The organism is Sphingomonas sp. Ag1, from assembly GCF_000980895.1.
Taxonomy (GTDB): Bacteria; Pseudomonadota; Alphaproteobacteria; order Sphingomonadales; family Sphingomonadaceae; genus Sphingomonas; species Sphingomonas panaciterrae.
Window position 1 is genome coordinate 504,262 of the sequence record NZ_LAZX01000094.1, and the last position, 16,293, is coordinate 520,554.

At 64.7% G+C, this 16,293-nt stretch carries 16 protein-coding genes and 1 tRNA gene; 6 read left to right on the forward strand and 11 right to left on the reverse strand.

Features of this window, described 5'->3' with window-relative positions; genetic code table 11:
* The first annotated feature begins 121 nt into the window (after positions 1–121).
* The 3 genes from purC (at position 122) to purQ (ending at position 1,855) form a co-directional block, all read left to right on the forward strand.
* Positions 122–901 (forward strand): phosphoribosylaminoimidazolesuccinocarboxamide synthase, encoded by a 780-nt coding sequence (purC, locus tag XM50_RS15300; RefSeq protein WP_046410689.1) that lies wholly within the window; start codon positions 122–124, stop codon positions 899–901.
* A gap of 61 nt (positions 902–962) precedes the next feature.
* Positions 963–1,193 carry a phosphoribosylformylglycinamidine synthase subunit PurS gene (purS, locus tag XM50_RS15305; protein WP_046410691.1) on the forward strand — a complete coding sequence of 77 codons (231 nt, stop codon included), beginning with the start codon at positions 963–965 and terminating at the stop codon, positions 1,191–1,193.
* Positions 1,190–1,855 carry a phosphoribosylformylglycinamidine synthase subunit PurQ gene (gene purQ, locus XM50_RS15310; protein WP_046410692.1) on the forward strand — a complete coding sequence of 222 codons (666 nt, stop codon included), beginning with the start codon at positions 1,190–1,192 and terminating at the stop codon, positions 1,853–1,855. Before purS ends, purQ begins: the two co-directional genes overlap by 4 nt.
* A 46-nt stretch (positions 1,856–1,901) precedes the next feature.
* Here purQ and XM50_RS15315 read toward each other — a convergent pair whose 3' ends face one another.
* Positions 1,902–2,642, reverse strand: a complete 741-nt coding sequence (locus XM50_RS15315) for a queuosine precursor transporter (protein ID WP_046410693.1) — start codon at positions 2,640–2,642, stop codon at positions 1,902–1,904.
* A gap of 59 nt (positions 2,643–2,701) precedes the next feature.
* Here XM50_RS15315 and XM50_RS15320 point away from each other — a divergent pair.
* Positions 2,702–2,778 (forward strand) — tRNA-Arg (locus XM50_RS15320).
* 975 nt (positions 2,779–3,753) lie between these two features.
* Here the strand turns inward: XM50_RS15320 and XM50_RS15325 are convergent.
* The gene (locus XM50_RS15325) at positions 3,754–4,704 is read right to left on the reverse strand and encodes a class I SAM-dependent methyltransferase (protein WP_156167274.1); all 951 of its coding nucleotides are present in this window, start codon (positions 4,702–4,704) and stop codon (positions 3,754–3,756) included.
* Between the two features lie 300 nt (positions 4,705–5,004).
* Here XM50_RS15325 and XM50_RS15330 point away from each other — a divergent pair, with 300 nt between their 5' ends.
* Positions 5,005–5,547, forward strand: a complete 543-nt coding sequence (locus XM50_RS15330) for a hypothetical protein (RefSeq protein WP_136451228.1) — start codon at positions 5,005–5,007, stop codon at positions 5,545–5,547.
* Positions 5,547–6,026, forward strand: a complete 480-nt coding sequence (locus tag XM50_RS15335) for a DUF421 domain-containing protein (protein ID WP_046410699.1) — start codon at positions 5,547–5,549, stop codon at positions 6,024–6,026. Before XM50_RS15330 ends, XM50_RS15335 begins: the two co-directional genes overlap by 1 nt.
* A 494-nt stretch (positions 6,027–6,520) precedes the next feature.
* On the opposite strand, the gene XM50_RS20180 is transcribed toward XM50_RS15335, so the two are convergent.
* The 9 genes from XM50_RS20180 to XM50_RS15375 all read right to left on the reverse strand — a co-directional run bounded on the left by XM50_RS20180 (position 6,521) and on the right by XM50_RS15375 (position 15,847).
* On the reverse strand, positions 6,521–6,679 hold the full coding sequence (locus XM50_RS20180; protein WP_156167275.1) for a hypothetical protein: 159 nt from the start codon (positions 6,677–6,679) through the stop codon (positions 6,521–6,523).
* Positions 6,680–6,734: 55 nt separating this feature from the next.
* Positions 6,735–7,727: a 1-phosphofructokinase family hexose kinase gene (locus XM50_RS15340; RefSeq protein WP_052742598.1), complete on the reverse strand. Its 993-nt coding sequence runs from the start codon at positions 7,725–7,727 to the stop codon at positions 6,735–6,737.
* Positions 7,727–10,150 (reverse strand): phosphoenolpyruvate synthase, encoded by a 2,424-nt coding sequence (ppsA, locus tag XM50_RS15345; RefSeq protein ID WP_046411767.1) that lies wholly within the window; start codon positions 10,148–10,150, stop codon positions 7,727–7,729. Before ppsA ends, XM50_RS15340 begins: the two co-directional genes overlap by 1 nt.
* 65 nt (positions 10,151–10,215) lie before the next feature.
* The gene (locus tag XM50_RS15350) at positions 10,216–11,493 is read right to left on the reverse strand and encodes a glycoside hydrolase family 130 protein (protein WP_046410700.1); all 1,278 of its coding nucleotides are present in this window, start codon (positions 11,491–11,493) and stop codon (positions 10,216–10,218) included.
* A gap of 71 nt (positions 11,494–11,564) precedes the next feature.
* Entirely contained in the window at positions 11,565–11,888 is a 324-nt protein-coding gene (locus XM50_RS15355) for a hypothetical protein (protein ID WP_046410702.1), read from the reverse strand.
* Positions 11,889–12,098: 210 nt separating this feature from the next.
* Positions 12,099–12,647 (reverse strand): DUF1269 domain-containing protein, encoded by a 549-nt coding sequence (locus XM50_RS15360; RefSeq protein WP_046411769.1) that lies wholly within the window; start codon positions 12,645–12,647, stop codon positions 12,099–12,101.
* A 70-nt stretch (positions 12,648–12,717) separates the two neighbouring features.
* Positions 12,718–13,218: an Hsp20/alpha crystallin family protein gene (locus XM50_RS15365; RefSeq protein ID WP_046410704.1), complete on the reverse strand. Its 501-nt coding sequence runs from the start codon at positions 13,216–13,218 to the stop codon at positions 12,718–12,720.
* A 410-nt stretch (positions 13,219–13,628) separates the two neighbouring features.
* Entirely contained in the window at positions 13,629–14,252 is a 624-nt protein-coding gene (locus XM50_RS15370; RefSeq protein ID WP_046410705.1) for a response regulator transcription factor, read from the reverse strand.
* Positions 14,249–15,847, reverse strand: a complete 1,599-nt coding sequence (locus XM50_RS15375; RefSeq protein ID WP_231621999.1) for a PAS domain-containing sensor histidine kinase — start codon at positions 15,845–15,847, stop codon at positions 14,249–14,251. Before XM50_RS15375 ends, XM50_RS15370 begins: the two co-directional genes overlap by 4 nt.
* Positions 15,848–16,293: the final 446 nt, after the last annotated feature.

A 16,293-nucleotide genomic window follows, 5' to 3' on the forward strand; every position in this document is an offset into this window, starting at 1 on the left:
TACGCGGTAATCCGCATCCGATTGCGTGCGCACGCCCCTTCCCGTATAGGCCTCGCCATTCCCGCCCCGGCCGCGCCGCTTCCGTCGCGTCGCCGGGGCTGTCCATTTCAGGGGTGATGCGATGGCGCGGCGCCGGCAGATTTACGAAGGCAAGGCGAAGATCCTGTACGAGGGTCCCGAACCCGGCACCTTGATTCAGTATTTCAAGGACGATGCCACGGCCTTCAATGCCCAGAAGAAGGGCACGATCAACGGCAAGGGTGTGCTGAACAACCGGATTTCGGAGCACATCTTCACCCTGCTCGGCAACATCGGCGTGCCGACCCACTTCATCCGCCGCCTCAACATGCGCGAGCAGTTGATCCGCCAGGTGGAGATCGTGCCGATCGAGGTGATCGTGCGCAACGTCGCCGCCGGCTCGCTCAGCAAGCGGCTCGGGATCGAGGAAGGCACCCAGCTGCCCCGCACGATCCTCGAATATTGCTACAAGGACGATGCGCTCGGCGATCCGATGATCTCCGACGAACATATCGCGGCGTTCGGCTGGGCCAGCCAGGAAGAGATGCACGACATCGCCGACCTGGCGATCCGCGTGAACGATTTCCTCTCGGGCCTGTTCGGCGCCGTCGGCATCCGCCTGGTCGACTTCAAGCTCGAGTTCGGCCGCGTGTGGGACAATGACTACAGCCGCATCATCCTTGCGGACGAGATCAGCCCCGACGGCTGCCGCCTGTGGGACATGACCACCAACGAGAAGCTGGACAAGGACCGGTTCCGCCGCGACCTCGGCGGTGAGGTCGAGGCCTATCAGGAGGTCGCCCGCCGGCTTGGCCTGCTGCCCGAAGGTGGCGAAACGGCGATCCTCGACATGGCCGAGCATCGCGAGCGCCGGGGCAAGTAAGCCTCGGCTGGACACCAGCAACGGTTGCGATCCGCGACCGCATCGAATAGCGGGCCACGGCATGAAGCTTCGCATCTACGTAACGCTCAAGCCCGGCGTGCTCGACCCGCAGGGCAAGGCCATCGAACACGCACTGTCGGGCCTCGGCTTCGCCGGTGTCGAGGGCGCCCGCGTGGGCAAGCTGATCGAGCTCGACGTCGCCGACACGGTCGATGACGCGCAGGTCGACGCGATGTGCCGCCAGCTGCTCGCCAATACGGTGATCGAGAATTACCGGGTGGAGCGCGCATGAAGACGGCGGTCGTCGTCTTTCCGGGGTCGAACTGCGATCGCGACATCGCCGTGGCGCTCGAAAGCGTCACCGGCACGTCGCCGATCATGGTCTGGCACCGCGAAACGGAGCTGCCGGAGGGCCTGTCCCTCCTGGCCGTGCCGGGCGGCTTCTCCTACGGCGACTATCTGCGCTCCGGCGCGATGGCGGCGCGATCCCCGATCATGCGCGCCGTGGCGGACAAGGCCGCCGGCGGGCTTCCCGTCTTTGGCGTGTGCAATGGCTTCCAGGTGCTGACCGAGGCGGGCCTGCTGCCGGGCGCGCTGATGCGCAACGCCGGGCTGAACTTCGTTTGCCGCGATGTCGCGCTCACTGTCGACAACAGCCAGAGCGCCTTCACCAGCCGCTATGCCGCCGGGGAGACGATCACCGTCCCCGTGGCGCATCATGACGGCAATTATGTCGCCGACCAGGAGACGCTCGACCGGCTCGAAGGCGAAGGCCGCGTCGCGTTCCGCTATGCCGAGGATGTGAACGGCTCCGCGCGGCGGATCGCCGGGATCCTCAACGATGCCGGCAACGTGCTGGGCATGATGCCGCACCCCGAGCGTCGCGTGGAAAGCGCGCATGGCGGGCTCGACGGCCGCCGCCTGTTCGAAGGCCTGCTCGAAAAGATCGGCTGAAGCCGGACGGGGCGGTGCGCCATGCCGCCGCCCCTCCAGCACGGAATCAGACCCGCGCGCCAAAGGGCGTGAAGTCGGTCCCGTCATCATAGACGTCCACGCCCTCCGCGCGCTTCAACCAGCCGACCACCACATAGGTCACTGGCGTCAGCAGCGCCTCCCACGACACTTTCAGCACCCATTGGGTGACGAGCACCGTCAGGACGAGCTGCGTCGTCCACCCCTCCGCGCCCCAGAAGGCCATGGGGTAGAAGATCAGGCTGTCGACCCCCTGCCCCGCCACCGTCGATCCGATCGTTCGCATCCACAGATGCTTGCCGCCGGTCGCCACCTTCATCCGCGCCAGCACGTAGGAATTGACGAACTCGCCCGCCCAGAAGGCGCACATGCTGGCGACCACGATCCGCGGCACCTGCCCGAACACCGCCTCATAAGCCGCCTGGTTGGTCCAGTCGGGCGCCGGCGGCAGCTCGACCACCACCCAGGCCATGACCGCCATGAAGATCGTCGCCGCGAACCCCGCCCAGATCACGCGCCGCGCGCGGGCATAGCCATAGACTTCGGTCAGCACGTCGCCGATCACATAGCTGACCGGAAAGAACAAAATGCCCGCGCCGAACGGCCAATAGCCGACGCCGGGCAGCCAGATCTGCGCCACCTTGCCCGCGCCTAGCACATTGGACAGCAACAGGATGGCGACGAACGCCGCCATGACAAAGTCATAATAGCGCAGGTTCTTGCCGTGCAGCGCAGATGCTGCCACGCGATGCGGCGTTGCCTCGTCCATTGAAAGATCATGGCAACGGTTTCCCGCGTCGGCAATCCACGCTAACGCACATCGCGTGCGCGCCCGTAGCTCAGTTGGATAGAGCACGAGCCTTCTAAGCTTGGGGCCGCAGGTTCGATTCCTGCCGGGCGCGCCATGATCTTAAGGAGTCGTATCCTGCGGCTGTCGCGTTTCCTGCAGCGCTTTGGGACGCGACGCTGTTTGAGGCGATCTTCCACGCGCTGGTAATCAACGGTTTGCTAAATATGGCGGTAGCATTCCACTTCGCCGCCACCAGGTCGACGCAGTAGGCCGCGGACAACACCGGCGAGACGTTCCGCGCGATCTAGGGTGCCGCGGCGCGTCCAGCAGACGGCTCTGCCGGCGCGCCTGATGAATTCACAAGAGTTGGGCCGGTTCTATCTAGGCCACAAAGGCAGCGGGAAGGGAAGCCGCCGGTCGGCCGGCGACTCCCCCGTTCCGGTCTTCCGCTTACCGCGGTGGCAATCCAGTTACGTGATTGCCACGCAATCCGGTGTTGATCTCGGACACACGGCCGGGATTAACGCCGTAGTCGGCGGCAATGTCATGTTGCATGTCGCCCGCACGCAGGCGCATCCAAATGTCAGAGATAGCCGCATCGGACAGCGGGTAGCGAGTGCGGCGTCGCGGCCGCGCAGGGATGTTTGCCAAGGGATCCTCCATAATGGCAAACGACCGGCTTGACGGAGCCATCCCGACGTGTAGACGTTTCCGTCATCACCGGGGATGAACCCGCTCTCGCGCGCCGGACTGGGGTACGCGAGAGTTGCCCCCGATCAGAGCCCCGGTGCCTGCAACGCGCCGGGGTTTCGTCGTTTCAGGAACAATCACTGAACAGCTAAGGTGATTTGGGTGAGTCGCCAATAACTAAAATGCAATATCTGGTGATCCGTGCGCAGCCTCAACACCAGATGTGGATAAATGACGGAACCACTATCTTCTGTCGGACTTGCTAGCCGCCACCTCTTGGCGCTCCGTACCCCGCAGATCTGATACGGCTGGAGTGACGGGCGACCGCTAGATGACGCGCCTCCAGGCTGCCGCAGTCAGGGCCGGCGAATGAGCGCGCGCCCCCATCGCCGATCGCGCGTCAGATACGCTGAAACCAGAATCCGCCCGGCTTCGCATCAGGATGCTCCGCCGTCATCGGACAGGCAGCGACGAATTTATCGAACCGTTCCTGCTTCAGCCAATGGTTCGCGCAGATGACCTTGAACTGGGAATTGTAGCAGAGGAACGATTCCATCAGATACTGCTCGTTCCACAGCCGGCGATCCTGGCGCAGCCACGTCTCCGGATAGTCATAGGGCGTGAAGATGTCGTGCACATGCACGATGACGCCGCTCTTCACGCTCGGCACGATCTGGTGGAATTCGCGCAGCACGTCGCCCCAGGGGCGGATGACGTGCGAGCTGTCGATGAACAGGATGTCGTTGGCGTCGAGCGCATCGAAGAAGGCGAGATCCAGGTCCTCCACCCGCTCCCGGACCACCGCGACGCCCGTTCGCTCCAGCCAGGGCATCTCATACGGCTCGATACAGATGTGGGCGCACGTATAGCCCTCGTCGTCCCGCCTGTTCGCCGCGATGGCGGCGCGGGCCATGAGCGTCGACTGGCCCGATCCGATCTCGATGATCCGCGCCGGCTTCTTCAGGCGGATCATGTTGTAGAGGATCTCCGCATCGCCATAGGAATACATGCGGTTGTCGTATCCGTATTCGTCCTCGCGCGGCTTTGCGTCCGGAAACGCACGCAGCTCCTCGGCAAAGTGGAACGACCGCAGCAGCGCGAGCTGTTCGCCCTCGTTCATGTCGAAGCCGGGCAGGAAACGGGGCTTCTGCGTGTCTGCGGGGAGATCATGCTCCGCATATGTCGGCTCGTAGTAATGCGTGGTCCGCACCTGAAATCCGGCACGATCCTGCAACGCCTGGAACCGCGTCATCCGGTTATGATGCTTTCCCATGAAGCGTAATGCCGGGGCAGCAATGCCGCCGAGTGCGGTCGCGCCCACGTCGGCGATCTTGTGCAGCAATACGGCCACGGACAATCCTCTTCTTCAGGTCTCCGCTCATTGTTCGCCCGGTCGAACACGTGCGGCATTGCCGGCATGTCTAAACACGTTGGCCGCTCACGGTCGCACGATTGCAACCATAATGGATGTCACGCGCCATCTGCCGATTACGGCATGGCCGGCGCGTCGCGGCTCATGATCGTCACGGGCGCGCTGATGATGCTGGCGGTGCGCGCAGGTCAGCCCGGGGACACCGCACGAAACCGCCGGCCAGATCCGGGTGTTCATGCCCCGGGCGCCTCGCTCAGAGGGCGCCAGCAGGGAGCAGATATGGCGACAGCCAGGCAGGATGACGCGGCTTTTCCGGACGGGCTTGATCCCAGCCATGCCGAACCGGTCAGCGGGCTGCGCGCCCACGCCAGCCCCCTCGCCTTCATCATCCTGGGTGCGATCGTCGCGACGGCGATGACCGGTGCGCTGGGCGGCGCGCCGGCGCCCGTCACCACGATCAATGCGCCGGCAGCGGTCATGGAGGTCAAGGTTGCCCGCCCGCTGCGCAGCGGCCTGTTCTTCGAAACGCATATCCGGGTGGTCGCGCGGCAGGACATCGCCAAGCCGGTGATCGGCATCGATGCCGCATTGTGGCGTGACCTGACGATCAACAGCCAGATTCCGGCGCCCAGCGATGAAAGCTTCGCCGACGGGCAATATCGCTTCGACTATCCCGCGCTGAAGGCTGGCGACACGCTGGAGATCAAGATCGACGGCCAGACCAATCCGCCGCTCGTCGGCCGGCTTGCCGGAACCATCACCCTGCTCGACGGCGACACCCGGCTGAGCGCGGTCGCTCTCTCCATCCCGGTGCTGCCCTGATGGATATCGTCTTTCGGGCGAGCATCACCTTCGCCGCGCTATACCTGCTGCTCCGCCTGCTGGGAAAACGTGAGATCGGCCAGCTCACCCCCTTCGAACTGGTCGTGATCGTGGTGATGGGCGATCTGGTGCAGCAGGGGGTGACGCACAACGATTTCAGCCTCACCGGCTCGATCCTCGCCATCGCGACCTTTGCCTTCTGGGCGCTGGTGATGAGCTGGGCGACCTATCTCTCGCCGCGGCTGGAGAAGCTGCTCGATGGCCAGCCGCAGGTGATCATCCGCGACGGCGAGCTGATCGAGGCGAACCTGCGCCGCGACCGCATCACGCGTGGCGAGGTCGAGGCGGAAATGCGCCTCGCCGGCATCGCGCGCATGAAGGATGTCGCATGGGCGATCCTGGAAACCCAGGGCAAGATCAGCTTCATTCGCAAGGACGACGGCGACGTGAACCAGAAGGAGGACGATGCCGCTGCGTGAATGACGGTCGTGCTTAAAACAGCTTCGCACCGTCAATGGTAAACGAACAATCGACAAGGCTTTTCACCGCAGCACAGCGTGCCCTTCGTGTGGAGGGTACGCATGAAAGTCCGCCAGCGATGGCTCAGCCGAAGTTACCCAAATGATCGCGCAAGTCGACGGCCGTGATGTCGCAGAAAAAGCACGCGTCCGCTCGCTAACCGGCCGCAACCTTCGCATCTTTCTCCCCCCCCCCACAGCGCGCAAAAATTCCCGAACCGCGGGGTCACACCACCCGTTCATCTTTAGGGTGATTTACGTAGTGCATCGGGGACGACGCATCGCCTAGATGGCAATTGCCGCCTCGGCAAAGGAGGGCAGCCAGCCGAGGCGGCAACCGGAACGGTCAACCGACGGGAGCAAGCGACCACGGGAAAGCGACAGCACGAGGGTAGCAGCAAGGGCAGCCGGCGACGCACAGCGTGACGCCGCTCGCCCTTATTCAGCGCAGCCGATCAGCGCAGCTCGCGTGAAGGCCCCTCTCCGGGGCATCGCGCGAGATAGCGGCGCGCCAGTTCCAGATGCGCGGTGCGCGCCTCGGTGCTGCGTGCCCGACGCACCATCGTCAGTTCGGCACGGGCGCGGAAGATGGCATATTCGACGTCGCTGCGCATCGGATCCTCTGAACTAAAACCGAATCCGATCTTACGGCCGTACGGCGAAAAGGAATTACGTAGAGTCCCGATCGACCGACGATCGGGCGGGCCGTGAGCGCGTCGCCAGCACCGATCGCTCGGGCCGGAGCCCTTCGAACAGGCCGTATATCGCCTCTGGCGCCGCAACCTGCGTGCCACTGGTAAGGAGCGTGGCGGAGCCGGCGGCGACTCCGAAGCGGGCCGCCTCACCCAGCGAGCAACCCTGCGACAGCCCCCATGTCGTGCCGCCAACCATCGCATCGCCCGCGCCGACGGCGCTGCGCACCTTGACCGCCGGCGCCACGATCCGCTCGACGCCCTCCCGGCTCACCAGCAGCGCCCCGCGCGGCCCGAGCGATACCAGCACGACCTCGGCAAACCCCGTCTCGACCAGCGCCGCCGCTGCCGCCGCCTCCTCCGCCTCGCCAATCAGCTTGCGGCCGACCAGCAGTTCCAGCTCGCGCAGATTGGGCTTGATCAGAAACGGTCGGCGCGCGCCGCTGGTGCGCAGATGATCGCCCGGCAGGTCCAGGATCAGCCGCGCGGCCACCATGTTGCACCACTCCCCCAGCTGCTCGATCAGCTCCGGTCCTACCCCGGGCGGCGGGCTGCCGCTGATCACCACGAACTCGGGCGGCGGCCGCACCCCTTTCACCCGGTCGATGCAGCTTTGCTGTTCCGCGGCGCTGAGCACTGGGCCCGGCATGACGAAGCGGTATTCGTTGCCGCTCTGCCCCTCGGCGACGGTCAGGTTCGCGCGCGTGTCCCCGGCGATGGGAATGAAGGCGAAGGGCGTACCCGTGCGCAGCAGCAGGTCCTCGAAGCGGGCCCGAAACGGGCCGCCGGCGGTCACCACCGCCAGCACGTCGCCGCCCAGCGCGTGGATCAGGTTAGCGACGTTGATCCCGCCGCCCCCCGGGTAATAGGCTGGCTCCGCACAGCGCAGCTTGTCGGTCGGCCGGACCTCCCGAGTGGAGGTGCTGACGTCAAGCGAGGGGTTGAGCGTAAGCGTGACGACCTTTGCCATCATGCCCCGGCAAAGGTCGCTTCCGCCTTCGCGACATGCCCCAGGGTCCGCACGAACGAATCCGGATTGAGCGAGATGGAATCGATCTTCTCGCCGACCAGAAAGGCGGCGAATTCCGGATGGTCGCTCGGCGCCTGGCCGCAGATGCCGACCTTCCGGCCCGCGGCATGGGCGCGACGGATGAAGTCGCTGATCGTGCGAAGCACCGCGGGATCGCGTTCATCGAACAGGGTGGAGAGCAGATCGGAATCTCGATCCGCGCCAAGCACCAGCTGCGTCAAATCATTGCTCCCGATCGAGAAGCCATCGAACCGCTGGCTGAATTCCTCCGCCAGGACGACGTTCGACGGTATTTCGCACATCATGTAGATTTGCAGCCCCCCGTCGGACCGCTCCAGCCCGTGGCGGGACATTTCCGCCAGCACCGCCTCCGCTTCCATGATCGTGCGGCAGAACGGCACCATGACGATGATGTTGGTCATGCCCAGCTTCTCGCGCGCGCGCCGCAGCGCCCGGCATTCCAGCGCGAACCCGTCGCGGTAGCGCGGATGGGCGTAGCGCGATGCACCGCGGAACCCGAGCATCGGGTTGGCCTCGACCGGCTCGAACGCCGCCCCGCCCAGCAAGTGGCGATATTCGTTGGTCTTGAAGTCGCTGAGCCTGACGATCACCGGCTTGGGCATCTGCCCCGCCGCGATCTTGGCGATCCCGCTCGCCAGCGTTTCGACGAAGAAATCCGCCCCGCTGCTATGCCCGGCGATCAGCCGGTCAATGGCGCGGCGATCGTTCTCGTCGGTCACCTGATCCGGGTGGATCAGCGCCATTGGATGCACCTTGATCAACGTGGAGACGATGAACTCCATCCGCGCAAGGCCGACGCCCTGGATCGGCAACCGCCACCAGCGGAATGCCTGCGCCGGGTCACCCGAGTTGATCATCAGTTCGGTGTGCACGTGCGGCAAGTCGGCGACGGCAATCTCGTCGATCGTATAGGCAAGCTCGCCGGCATAGACCTTGCCGATGTCGCCTTCGCCGCACGACAGCGTGATCTCGGCGCCATCCGCGATCAGCGAGGTGGCGTCCCCGGTGCCCACCACCGCCGGCACGCCCAGTTCGCGGCTGACGATCGCCGCATGGCTTGTGGTCCCGCCATGATCGGTGATGATCCCCGCCGCCCGGCGCATGATCGGCACCCAGTCGGGATCGGTCGTTTCCGCCACCAGGATCGATCCGTCGCGGAACGATCCGATATCGGCGGGCGAGCGGATGATGCACGCCTCGCCCGAACAGATCATGTCGCCGACCGCCGCGCCGGTGGTCAGCACAGGGCCCTTTTCCTTCAAATGCCACGTCCGCACCACCTCGCCCCGCCGCGCGGATTGCACCGTTTCCGGACGAGCTTGGACGATGAACAGTTCCTGGGTCTCGCCATCCTTGGCCCATTCGATGTCCATCGGTCGGCCGTAATGCTGCTCGATCAGCACGGCCCAGCGGGTCAGCTGCAGCACCTCGGCATCGCTCAGGACGAAGGTCGCCCGCTCGGTCCGCGATGTATCCACCGTCTTGGTGCGCGCGCTGCCGCCCTGGTGGAAAATCATCTTCTGCGCCTTCGCGCCCAGCTTGTGCTCGACAATCGGGACGAAACGGGAATCGTTCGCCAGCGGCTTGAACACGGTGAAGATGTCGGGATCGACACTCCCCTGCACCACCGTTTCGCCAAGTCCCCAGGCAGCGCTGACCACCGCCACATTGGGAAAGCCGGTCTCGGGGTCGAGGGTGAACATCACGCCCGATCCTGCAAGGTCGGATCGCACCATCAACTGGACGCCGATCGACAAGGCGACGGACTGATGGTCGAAGCCTTTGGTCTCACGATAACTGATCGCGCGATTGGTGAACAACGAGGCGTAGCAGCGCCGGCACGCCTCCAGCAGCGCCCGCTCGCCGCGCACGTTCAGGAATGTCTCCTGCTGCCCGGCAAAGCTTGCATCGGGCAGGTCCTCGGCCGTCGCGCTTGAACGCACCGCCACCGATGGCCGCGCGATCCCGTGGCGGCGACCCAGGTCGCGATAGGCGCCGACGATCGCATCGGCGAGCGGCCCCGGCAGGTCCGCTTCCAGCAAATGCATCCGGATCGCTTCGCCCGTATCGGCCAGCGTGGCGCGCCCGCCGCGCATCGCCCCGATCGCCTCCGCAATCTGGCCGCCGAGGTCCGCCGCGGACAGGAGATAGCGATAGGCGTCGGCCGTCGTCGCAAAACCGTCGGGCACGCGGATGCCCTGGCTTTTCAGCTCGTGCAGCATCTCGCCCAGCGATGCATTCTTGCCGCCCACCAGCGGCACGTCGGTCGCGCGCAGTTCATCCAGCGCGACGACCAGCCTTGCAGGCTGGCTCGCTTGGTCGCGCGCGACACCATCGATCATGTCGGTCATTGCCACATGCTGGCTCACCCTGCCGGCAACCGACATCCGCAATAACACGTGGCCGGTCAGCGCATGCGGGCGAGCAGGTCCGCGACCTTCATCGTCGTCACCGTGGCATAAGTGTCCGCCACGCCATGCGGCAGGATCAGCCAGCCGTCGTGGACCAGCGCCCCGCAGCTGTAGATGACGTTCGGGACATAGCCGTCGCGCTCGCCCTCCATCGGCGTCAGGATCGGTTCCTCGGTTCGCGCCAGCACCTTGCTGGGATCGTCCTTGTCGAGCAGGCAGGCGCCCAGGCTGTAGCTACGGATCGTGCCCACCCCATGGGTGATGACCAGCCATCCCTCATCGATCTCGATCGGTGGCCCGCACACGCCGATCTGGATGAACTCCCACGGCCAGCGCGGCTTGATGATCACCTCGCCGCGGTTCCATCGGTACAGGTCGTTGGAGGTCAACAGCCAGATATTCTCATGGTCCTGCCGGCCCAGCATGGCAAAATAGCCGCCTACCCGCCGGGGAAAGAGCGCCATGCCCTTGGTGTGCGCATAGCGGCCCTCCAGCGGCACAAGATCGAAGGTGCGAAAATCGACCGTGCGCATCAATTCCTGCCGGATCGCGTCCGGCGCCACGCCGGTATAGGTGCCATAATAAACGACGCTGCCATCGTCCTCGATGAAGCGCGTCAGTCGGAGATCCTCCAGCCCCCGGCGATGCCCGGGGGCGACGGGAAACAGGACGAAGCGCGAGAGGTCAGGGTCTGGCCCGCACTCGAACCGGATCGCCGGATCGTCGCGCCCACCCCCGGGGATCGGGCTCGACTTGGCCGACACCAGCTGCTCGGCCGGGGCCTCGAACCAGACCTTGCCGCCCGGGCCGACGGTGCCGACACGGAACACGATGGAGGATACATGCCCCTCGCCGACCGCGCGGAGCGTCAGCAGCACGCGGATCGACTTGGCCGGCAGGTCGGTCTGGTCGGGGTGGATGGTGATGCTGGGATTGAACAGCGCCGCCGCCTCGACGGCATATTCCTCCAGCAGGTAGCCGCCGATCAGCTGCACCTGTTCATCGCTCAGCGTATGATCGCTACCCGACGGGGAAATCGCCGCATAGAACCGCCGCTCCAGCAGCATGTCCACCTGACGATGCCGCTTCGCCAGCTGCGCCTTCAGCTTGTTCAGCTCAAGCTTGACCGTCGCGGGCGGCAGCGCGCTGACACGGTCGACCACCAATGCCGTGCGCTGCTGCGGAACGTCGCGACTGGGAAACGGATTGTCGGCCGGGGTGAACGGCCGCAACACGACATGCGAGGGGTCGGCGCGGAACACGACCTGCGACATGATCCATTCCCTTCATCGTCTGGCGCGCAAGCCGGCCCCTGCCCCTGTCCCGCCGGCCTGGTTGGCGAAGGTCAGGGCGACTTGGGGCTGATCACCAGCGCGGTGCCGTTCGGATCCACGGTCACCAGGTTATAGCTGCCATCGGTGCATTTCGCGCGCCACTGCGGTCGGTTCGGATTGGTCCCGACCTGCTCCGCACTGACCACCCCCTGACACGGCACCCCTGCGTCCTGGATCGCCCGGAACAGGACGATGTGCAGATCGCCTTCGGGCAGCGCCAGCACTTCCTTGGCGTAATTGCCCACGTTGATCTGTTCGGCTTCCTGCGTGACCGTCGTGCCGTCACATCCTGCAACCAGCAGCAGCAAGGGGGCAAGAAACAAGCCTGGCTTCATGTTTGATCTTCCTTTGCCTGTCGTGTGATCCGGAACCGGATGGTCGCGGTCGAACCGCGGTCCAGTTCACTTCAGATCGCTTGCTTCTTCAACCCTTCGCGTCCGACGATGGGCGATCTGGCCACAGCGGCGCGCCCATCGGCCGCGACCAGGCCGCCCATGCTGCCGGTGAGGCCAATTTGCGCCGCAGACAGGCCGCTTCCCACCCGGTCAATTGGCCGGCGCGCTGCCGGCGCTCTCCTGGTCCTTCGACACCTGCATCAACGCCTCCTGCAGCCGCTTTTCCTGATCGGGCGACAAGGAAGAGCGCAGCACGCGCCCGCGCACATCAGACAATTCGCTCAGCACCTTTTCCGCCTGAACCTTGCGCACCAGAACGAAGATCGCCGAGGTGTCCGGCTTCAGCGTATCGGAAAGCTCGCGGATGAAATTGTCGTCGATGCCATAGTCCATCAGCGATCCGGAAAGCGCGCCCGCCCCGGCACCGACCGCTGCACCCACCGCCATCCCGGCCAAGGGGTTCAGGAACAGCAATCCCACCAATGTGCCCCACAAGGCGCCGGAGAGCCCGACGGAGGCAGCGCCGGTGCCAACCATGTTGTAGCTCTGCTTCAGCCGCACCTTCCCGTCCGGCTGCCGAATGGCGACGACCGCATCCTCCAGATCGATCAGATATTCCCGCTGCATCCGCTGCAACTGGGTGAGGACGCGATCAGCCTCATGCGGATCGTCAAAGCCGACAACAATCAGATCAGCCACATGCACTCTCCTCTGCTTTGCCGGTGCCAGCGACGCCCGGCTTCTTCGGCCAGGCGCGGGCGTCGCAGCCTCATTTCTGCGACGAGATCGGGATGCGGCGCTTCTGCTCGCCGGCCTTTTCGTCCTTGGGCAAGGTGATGATCAGCACGCCTTTGTCGACATGCGCGCTCACCGCATTTGGATCGACGTCCTTGGGAAGATTGATCTTGCGGACGAACGATCCATAGCGGCGCTCGCGCAGCATGTAGTCGCCGTCCTTGCAATCCTCCTCATCGCGCTTCTCTCCCGATATCGTCAGGATTCCGTCGGCGACGCTGACGTCAATCTGGTCCTCCGACATGCCGGGGATCTCGGCCGAGAGTCGATATTCCTTGTCCTTCTCCGTCATCTCCAACGCCGGCAGGCTGAACATGCCGTCGAGCGCGGCGAGGCTGCCGAGGCGTGATCCGAACGCACTGCGCGCGGGCGAGGAGAAATTCTCGAACAACCGGTCAATCTCGCTGCGCAGCCAACCCAATGGCGCCTCGCCGCTCGACCGCGTCTTCGCTGGCAGATCCGCTTGCGTGCTCATCGTCCCGAACTCCGGCCGTGAAAATCGTGAAGGCGGCGTTCAGGACCACGTGGTCCGGGCGCCGGAAAAAATCACCTGCCCGTGCACCGGTGGCGATGCAGACGCTGCGCCGGCGGCCGGGGGGAGCCGCTTTCACACACGGGCAGGTGGGCTGCAAGGCAACCGGGCCACGAGAAGCGACGTGCACACGTGCAAGGAGGTGATCCGTATCCTGACGTGCCGCGATACGCTCCGCAGACTTCAGTCTTTATTGCTGCCGATCAACAGTTAGGGATGCCGGGTTTTTCGGAATATTGGGAAGAGTACCTAAGCTCGCGAAAGCCCCAATCTGGGATGGCCGCGCGCGACGATGGCGCACGACCGTTGGTGCGCTTCAGGGGCCCGTGACGCCCGGCAGACCCGCGCCGGTTTCAGGTCCGCGGGCTGCCCAGGCCGGCGGCAAATGCGATCCGCAGCGCGTCGGACAGGCTGCGCGCCTTCAGCTTGGTCATTACGTTTGCGCGATGCACCTCCACCGTGCGCACCGAGATTCCGAGGTCGTAAGCGATCGTCTTGTTGGGAAACCCTTCGGCAAGCTCCGCCAGCACTTCCCGCTCGCGCGGCGACAGGGCACCCAGTGCGAGGTCAGCGTTGGCCGCCCGGGTCAGCGCGTCTGCCGATTTCTCCAGCCGCTCGAACGCATGCTCCAGCGCGGCAAGCAGCACGTCGCCATCAAATGGCTTTTCGATGAAATCGACGGCGCCCGCCTTCATCGCCTTGACCGCGATGGTGATGTCCCCGTGACCGGTCAGCACGATCACCGGCATGGCGATGCCGCGTTCGATCAATTGCTGTTGCACCGCCAGCCCGTCGATGTCCGGCATGCGGACGTCGAGGAGGATGCAGCCGTTTTCCGCATGCCGCACCTCCTTCAGAAAGGCAGTCCCGCCCTCCCACGTTCGCGTGGCGAAGCCGAGCGTCTTGAGCATGAAGCTGGCCGATCGCCGGACCGCCGCCTCGTCATCGATGATGTGCACCAAGCGTTTGTCGTTCATTCTGCCAACTCCCGATCGGCCTGAACCATGGTAAAGTGAAACGCCGTACCCCCGCCCTCGCGCGGCTCGGCCCAGATCCTGCCGCCACTCGCCTCCACGATCGTCCGGCAAATCGACAGCCCCAGTCCCATGCCGCCGGCCTTCGTACTGTTGAACGCACGAAACAGCGTCGCCGCAACCTGCGGGGCAATGCCCGATCCGGTGTCGGCAACGGTGGCTTTCACGCATCCGTCGTCCTCGACCCGCGTCGACACCGACAGGTGGCGCTCTGGCGATTCCGCCATCGCCTCGATCGCGTTCCGGATCAGGTTGATCAGTACCTGCTGGATCTGAATCCGGTCCACCAGAACGGGGGATGCATTGGCGTCGATGTCGAAGGTGACCCAGATGCCGCGTTCACGCGCACCGATGAGCGCCAGCTGTGCCGCCTCTTCGATCAGTTGCGGCAGATCCTCGACCGTCAACTCCATCTCGCCGCGGCTTTCGAAGTCATGGAGGTGCCGCAGGATATCACCCGCCCGCAGACCTTCGCGCATCGCCTCCGCCAGTGCGTCGTCGATCATGTCACGATCCTCCTCATTTCCTTCCCGAAGAAGGTTTCGGATGCCGCGCATGTAATTGACGACCGCCGTGATCGGCTGGTTCAACTCATGCCGCAAGGTGGAGGCCATCGTGCCCATCGCGCTTCCCCGTGCGGCATGAACGAGGCTGGCGCGCAGTTCCTCCAGCCGCTCCTGCGTGCGACGGTGCTCGGTCAGATCGCGGATGAACGCGGTGAAGATCGGCTTCCCTTCGGTCACGGCCTGGCCGACCGCCAGCTGCAACGGAAAGGTCGACCCATCGCCCTTTCGCCCGAGCAAGGTTGAGCCCACTCCATCGCTGCTGTTGCGCGTTGCGGCGAGGTAATATTCGAGATCCCCCACCCTTCCCTGCGGGTCGGACGACGCGATCAGCCGCTGGAAGCTCGTGCCCACGACTTCGCTTTCGGACAGCCCGAAGAGGCGTTCTGCCGCCGCGCTGAAGGACAGGATGTTGCCAGCGCGATTTGTCACCACCATTGCGTCCGGCACGGTCGCCAGGATCGAGCGATAATGGTTCTCGCTGGCCGCAGCCCTGAACTGCTCGGCGCGCTGCTGCGTGATGTCGCGGATCAGCTTTCCATAGCCGCGCAGCGTTCCCGATTGATCATAGAACGCCTTGAGGTTGAACGATGCTAGGAACCGCGATCCATCCTTTCGGACATGCCAATCCTCGCCCCTGACCGCCCCCTTCACAGCCGCAGTACGAAGGTGATGATCCGGCACCCCCTCGGCCACTGCCATCTGCGTGTAGAAGATGGAGCAATGCTTGCCGATGACCTCGTCGGCGTTCCAGCCCATCAACCGGCGCGCTCCTTCGTTCCACACCGAAACACGACCGGCCGCATCATACATATAAATGGCGTAACCGGTCGCTCCCTCGATCAGCAGGTTCAGCTCATGCGCCGCCGTGCGTTCGCGCGCCGCGCGGGCGGAATGAAGGTAGGACAGGGCAACGACGCTACCGGACGACAGACCGAACAGCAGCAGAAGCCGCAGCTCATCCGTACTCGGCAACCATCCTATCCATGAGGTCACCGCGGCGGAGAGCGCAGCCGCCACACCGGCCCAGAACGGCCCCGCCAGCATGCCGGTGACGGAAATTGCGAAGAAGAACAGAAGAAATGGGGCCGCTGGGGGCGGCCCTTTATTGAGTGCATGTTGCACCAATGCAGCCAGCCCGACCACCCCCACGGCGATGCCGCAGCCAGTAAGCCCCGCGCGCAATGAAGCCCCACGTATGGAGTGCATCGGCTCTCCTAGTGCCGCACCATTTCCCCAGCGCGCGGCAACTCTTTGCTTAACATAAATTTTGGTACATTCGAAGACAATCTCGATTGTTGGTTACCGGTAGCGCACCAGGATGGAGCGGATCCTCTTCCGCTCATTGCCCAGCATACCGCCGTCGTGACCGGGGCAGAGTGACGGGCAAGTTGTTTCCAACGATATAGGCAAAACCCCTG

Coding starts and splice junctions, on each gene's coding strand:
- XM50_RS15355 (WP_046410702.1), bottom strand. CDS start 11,888: ATGAAGCCAGGCTTGTTTCTTGCCCCCTTGCTGCTGCTGGTTGCAGGA.
- XM50_RS15370 (WP_046410705.1), bottom strand. CDS start 14,252: ATGAACGACAAACGCTTGGTGCACATCATCGATGACGAGGCGGCGGTC.
- XM50_RS15335 (WP_046410699.1), top strand. CDS start 5,547: ATGGATATCGTCTTTCGGGCGAGCATCACCTTCGCCGCGCTATACCTG.
- XM50_RS15315 (WP_046410693.1), bottom strand. CDS start 2,642: ATGGACGAGGCAACGCCGCATCGCGTGGCAGCATCTGCGCTGCACGGC.
- XM50_RS15330 (WP_136451228.1), top strand. CDS start 5,005: ATGGCGACAGCCAGGCAGGATGACGCGGCTTTTCCGGACGGGCTTGAT.
- purS (WP_046410691.1), top strand. CDS start 963: ATGAAGCTTCGCATCTACGTAACGCTCAAGCCCGGCGTGCTCGACCCG.
- XM50_RS15350 (WP_046410700.1), bottom strand. CDS start 11,493: ATGTCGCAGGTCGTGTTCCGCGCCGACCCCTCGCATGTCGTGTTGCGG.
- purC (WP_046410689.1), top strand. CDS start 122: ATGGCGCGGCGCCGGCAGATTTACGAAGGCAAGGCGAAGATCCTGTAC.
- XM50_RS20180 (WP_156167275.1), bottom strand. CDS start 6,679: ATGCGCAGCGACGTCGAATATGCCATCTTCCGCGCCCGTGCCGAACTG.
- XM50_RS15340 (WP_052742598.1), bottom strand. CDS start 7,727: ATGGCAAAGGTCGTCACGCTTACGCTCAACCCCTCGCTTGACGTCAGC.
- purQ (WP_046410692.1), top strand. CDS start 1,190: ATGAAGACGGCGGTCGTCGTCTTTCCGGGGTCGAACTGCGATCGCGAC.
- ppsA (WP_046411767.1), bottom strand. CDS start 10,150: ATGATCGATGGTGTCGCGCGCGACCAAGCGAGCCAGCCTGCAAGGCTG.
- XM50_RS15365 (WP_046410704.1), bottom strand. CDS start 13,218: ATGAGCACGCAAGCGGATCTGCCAGCGAAGACGCGGTCGAGCGGCGAG.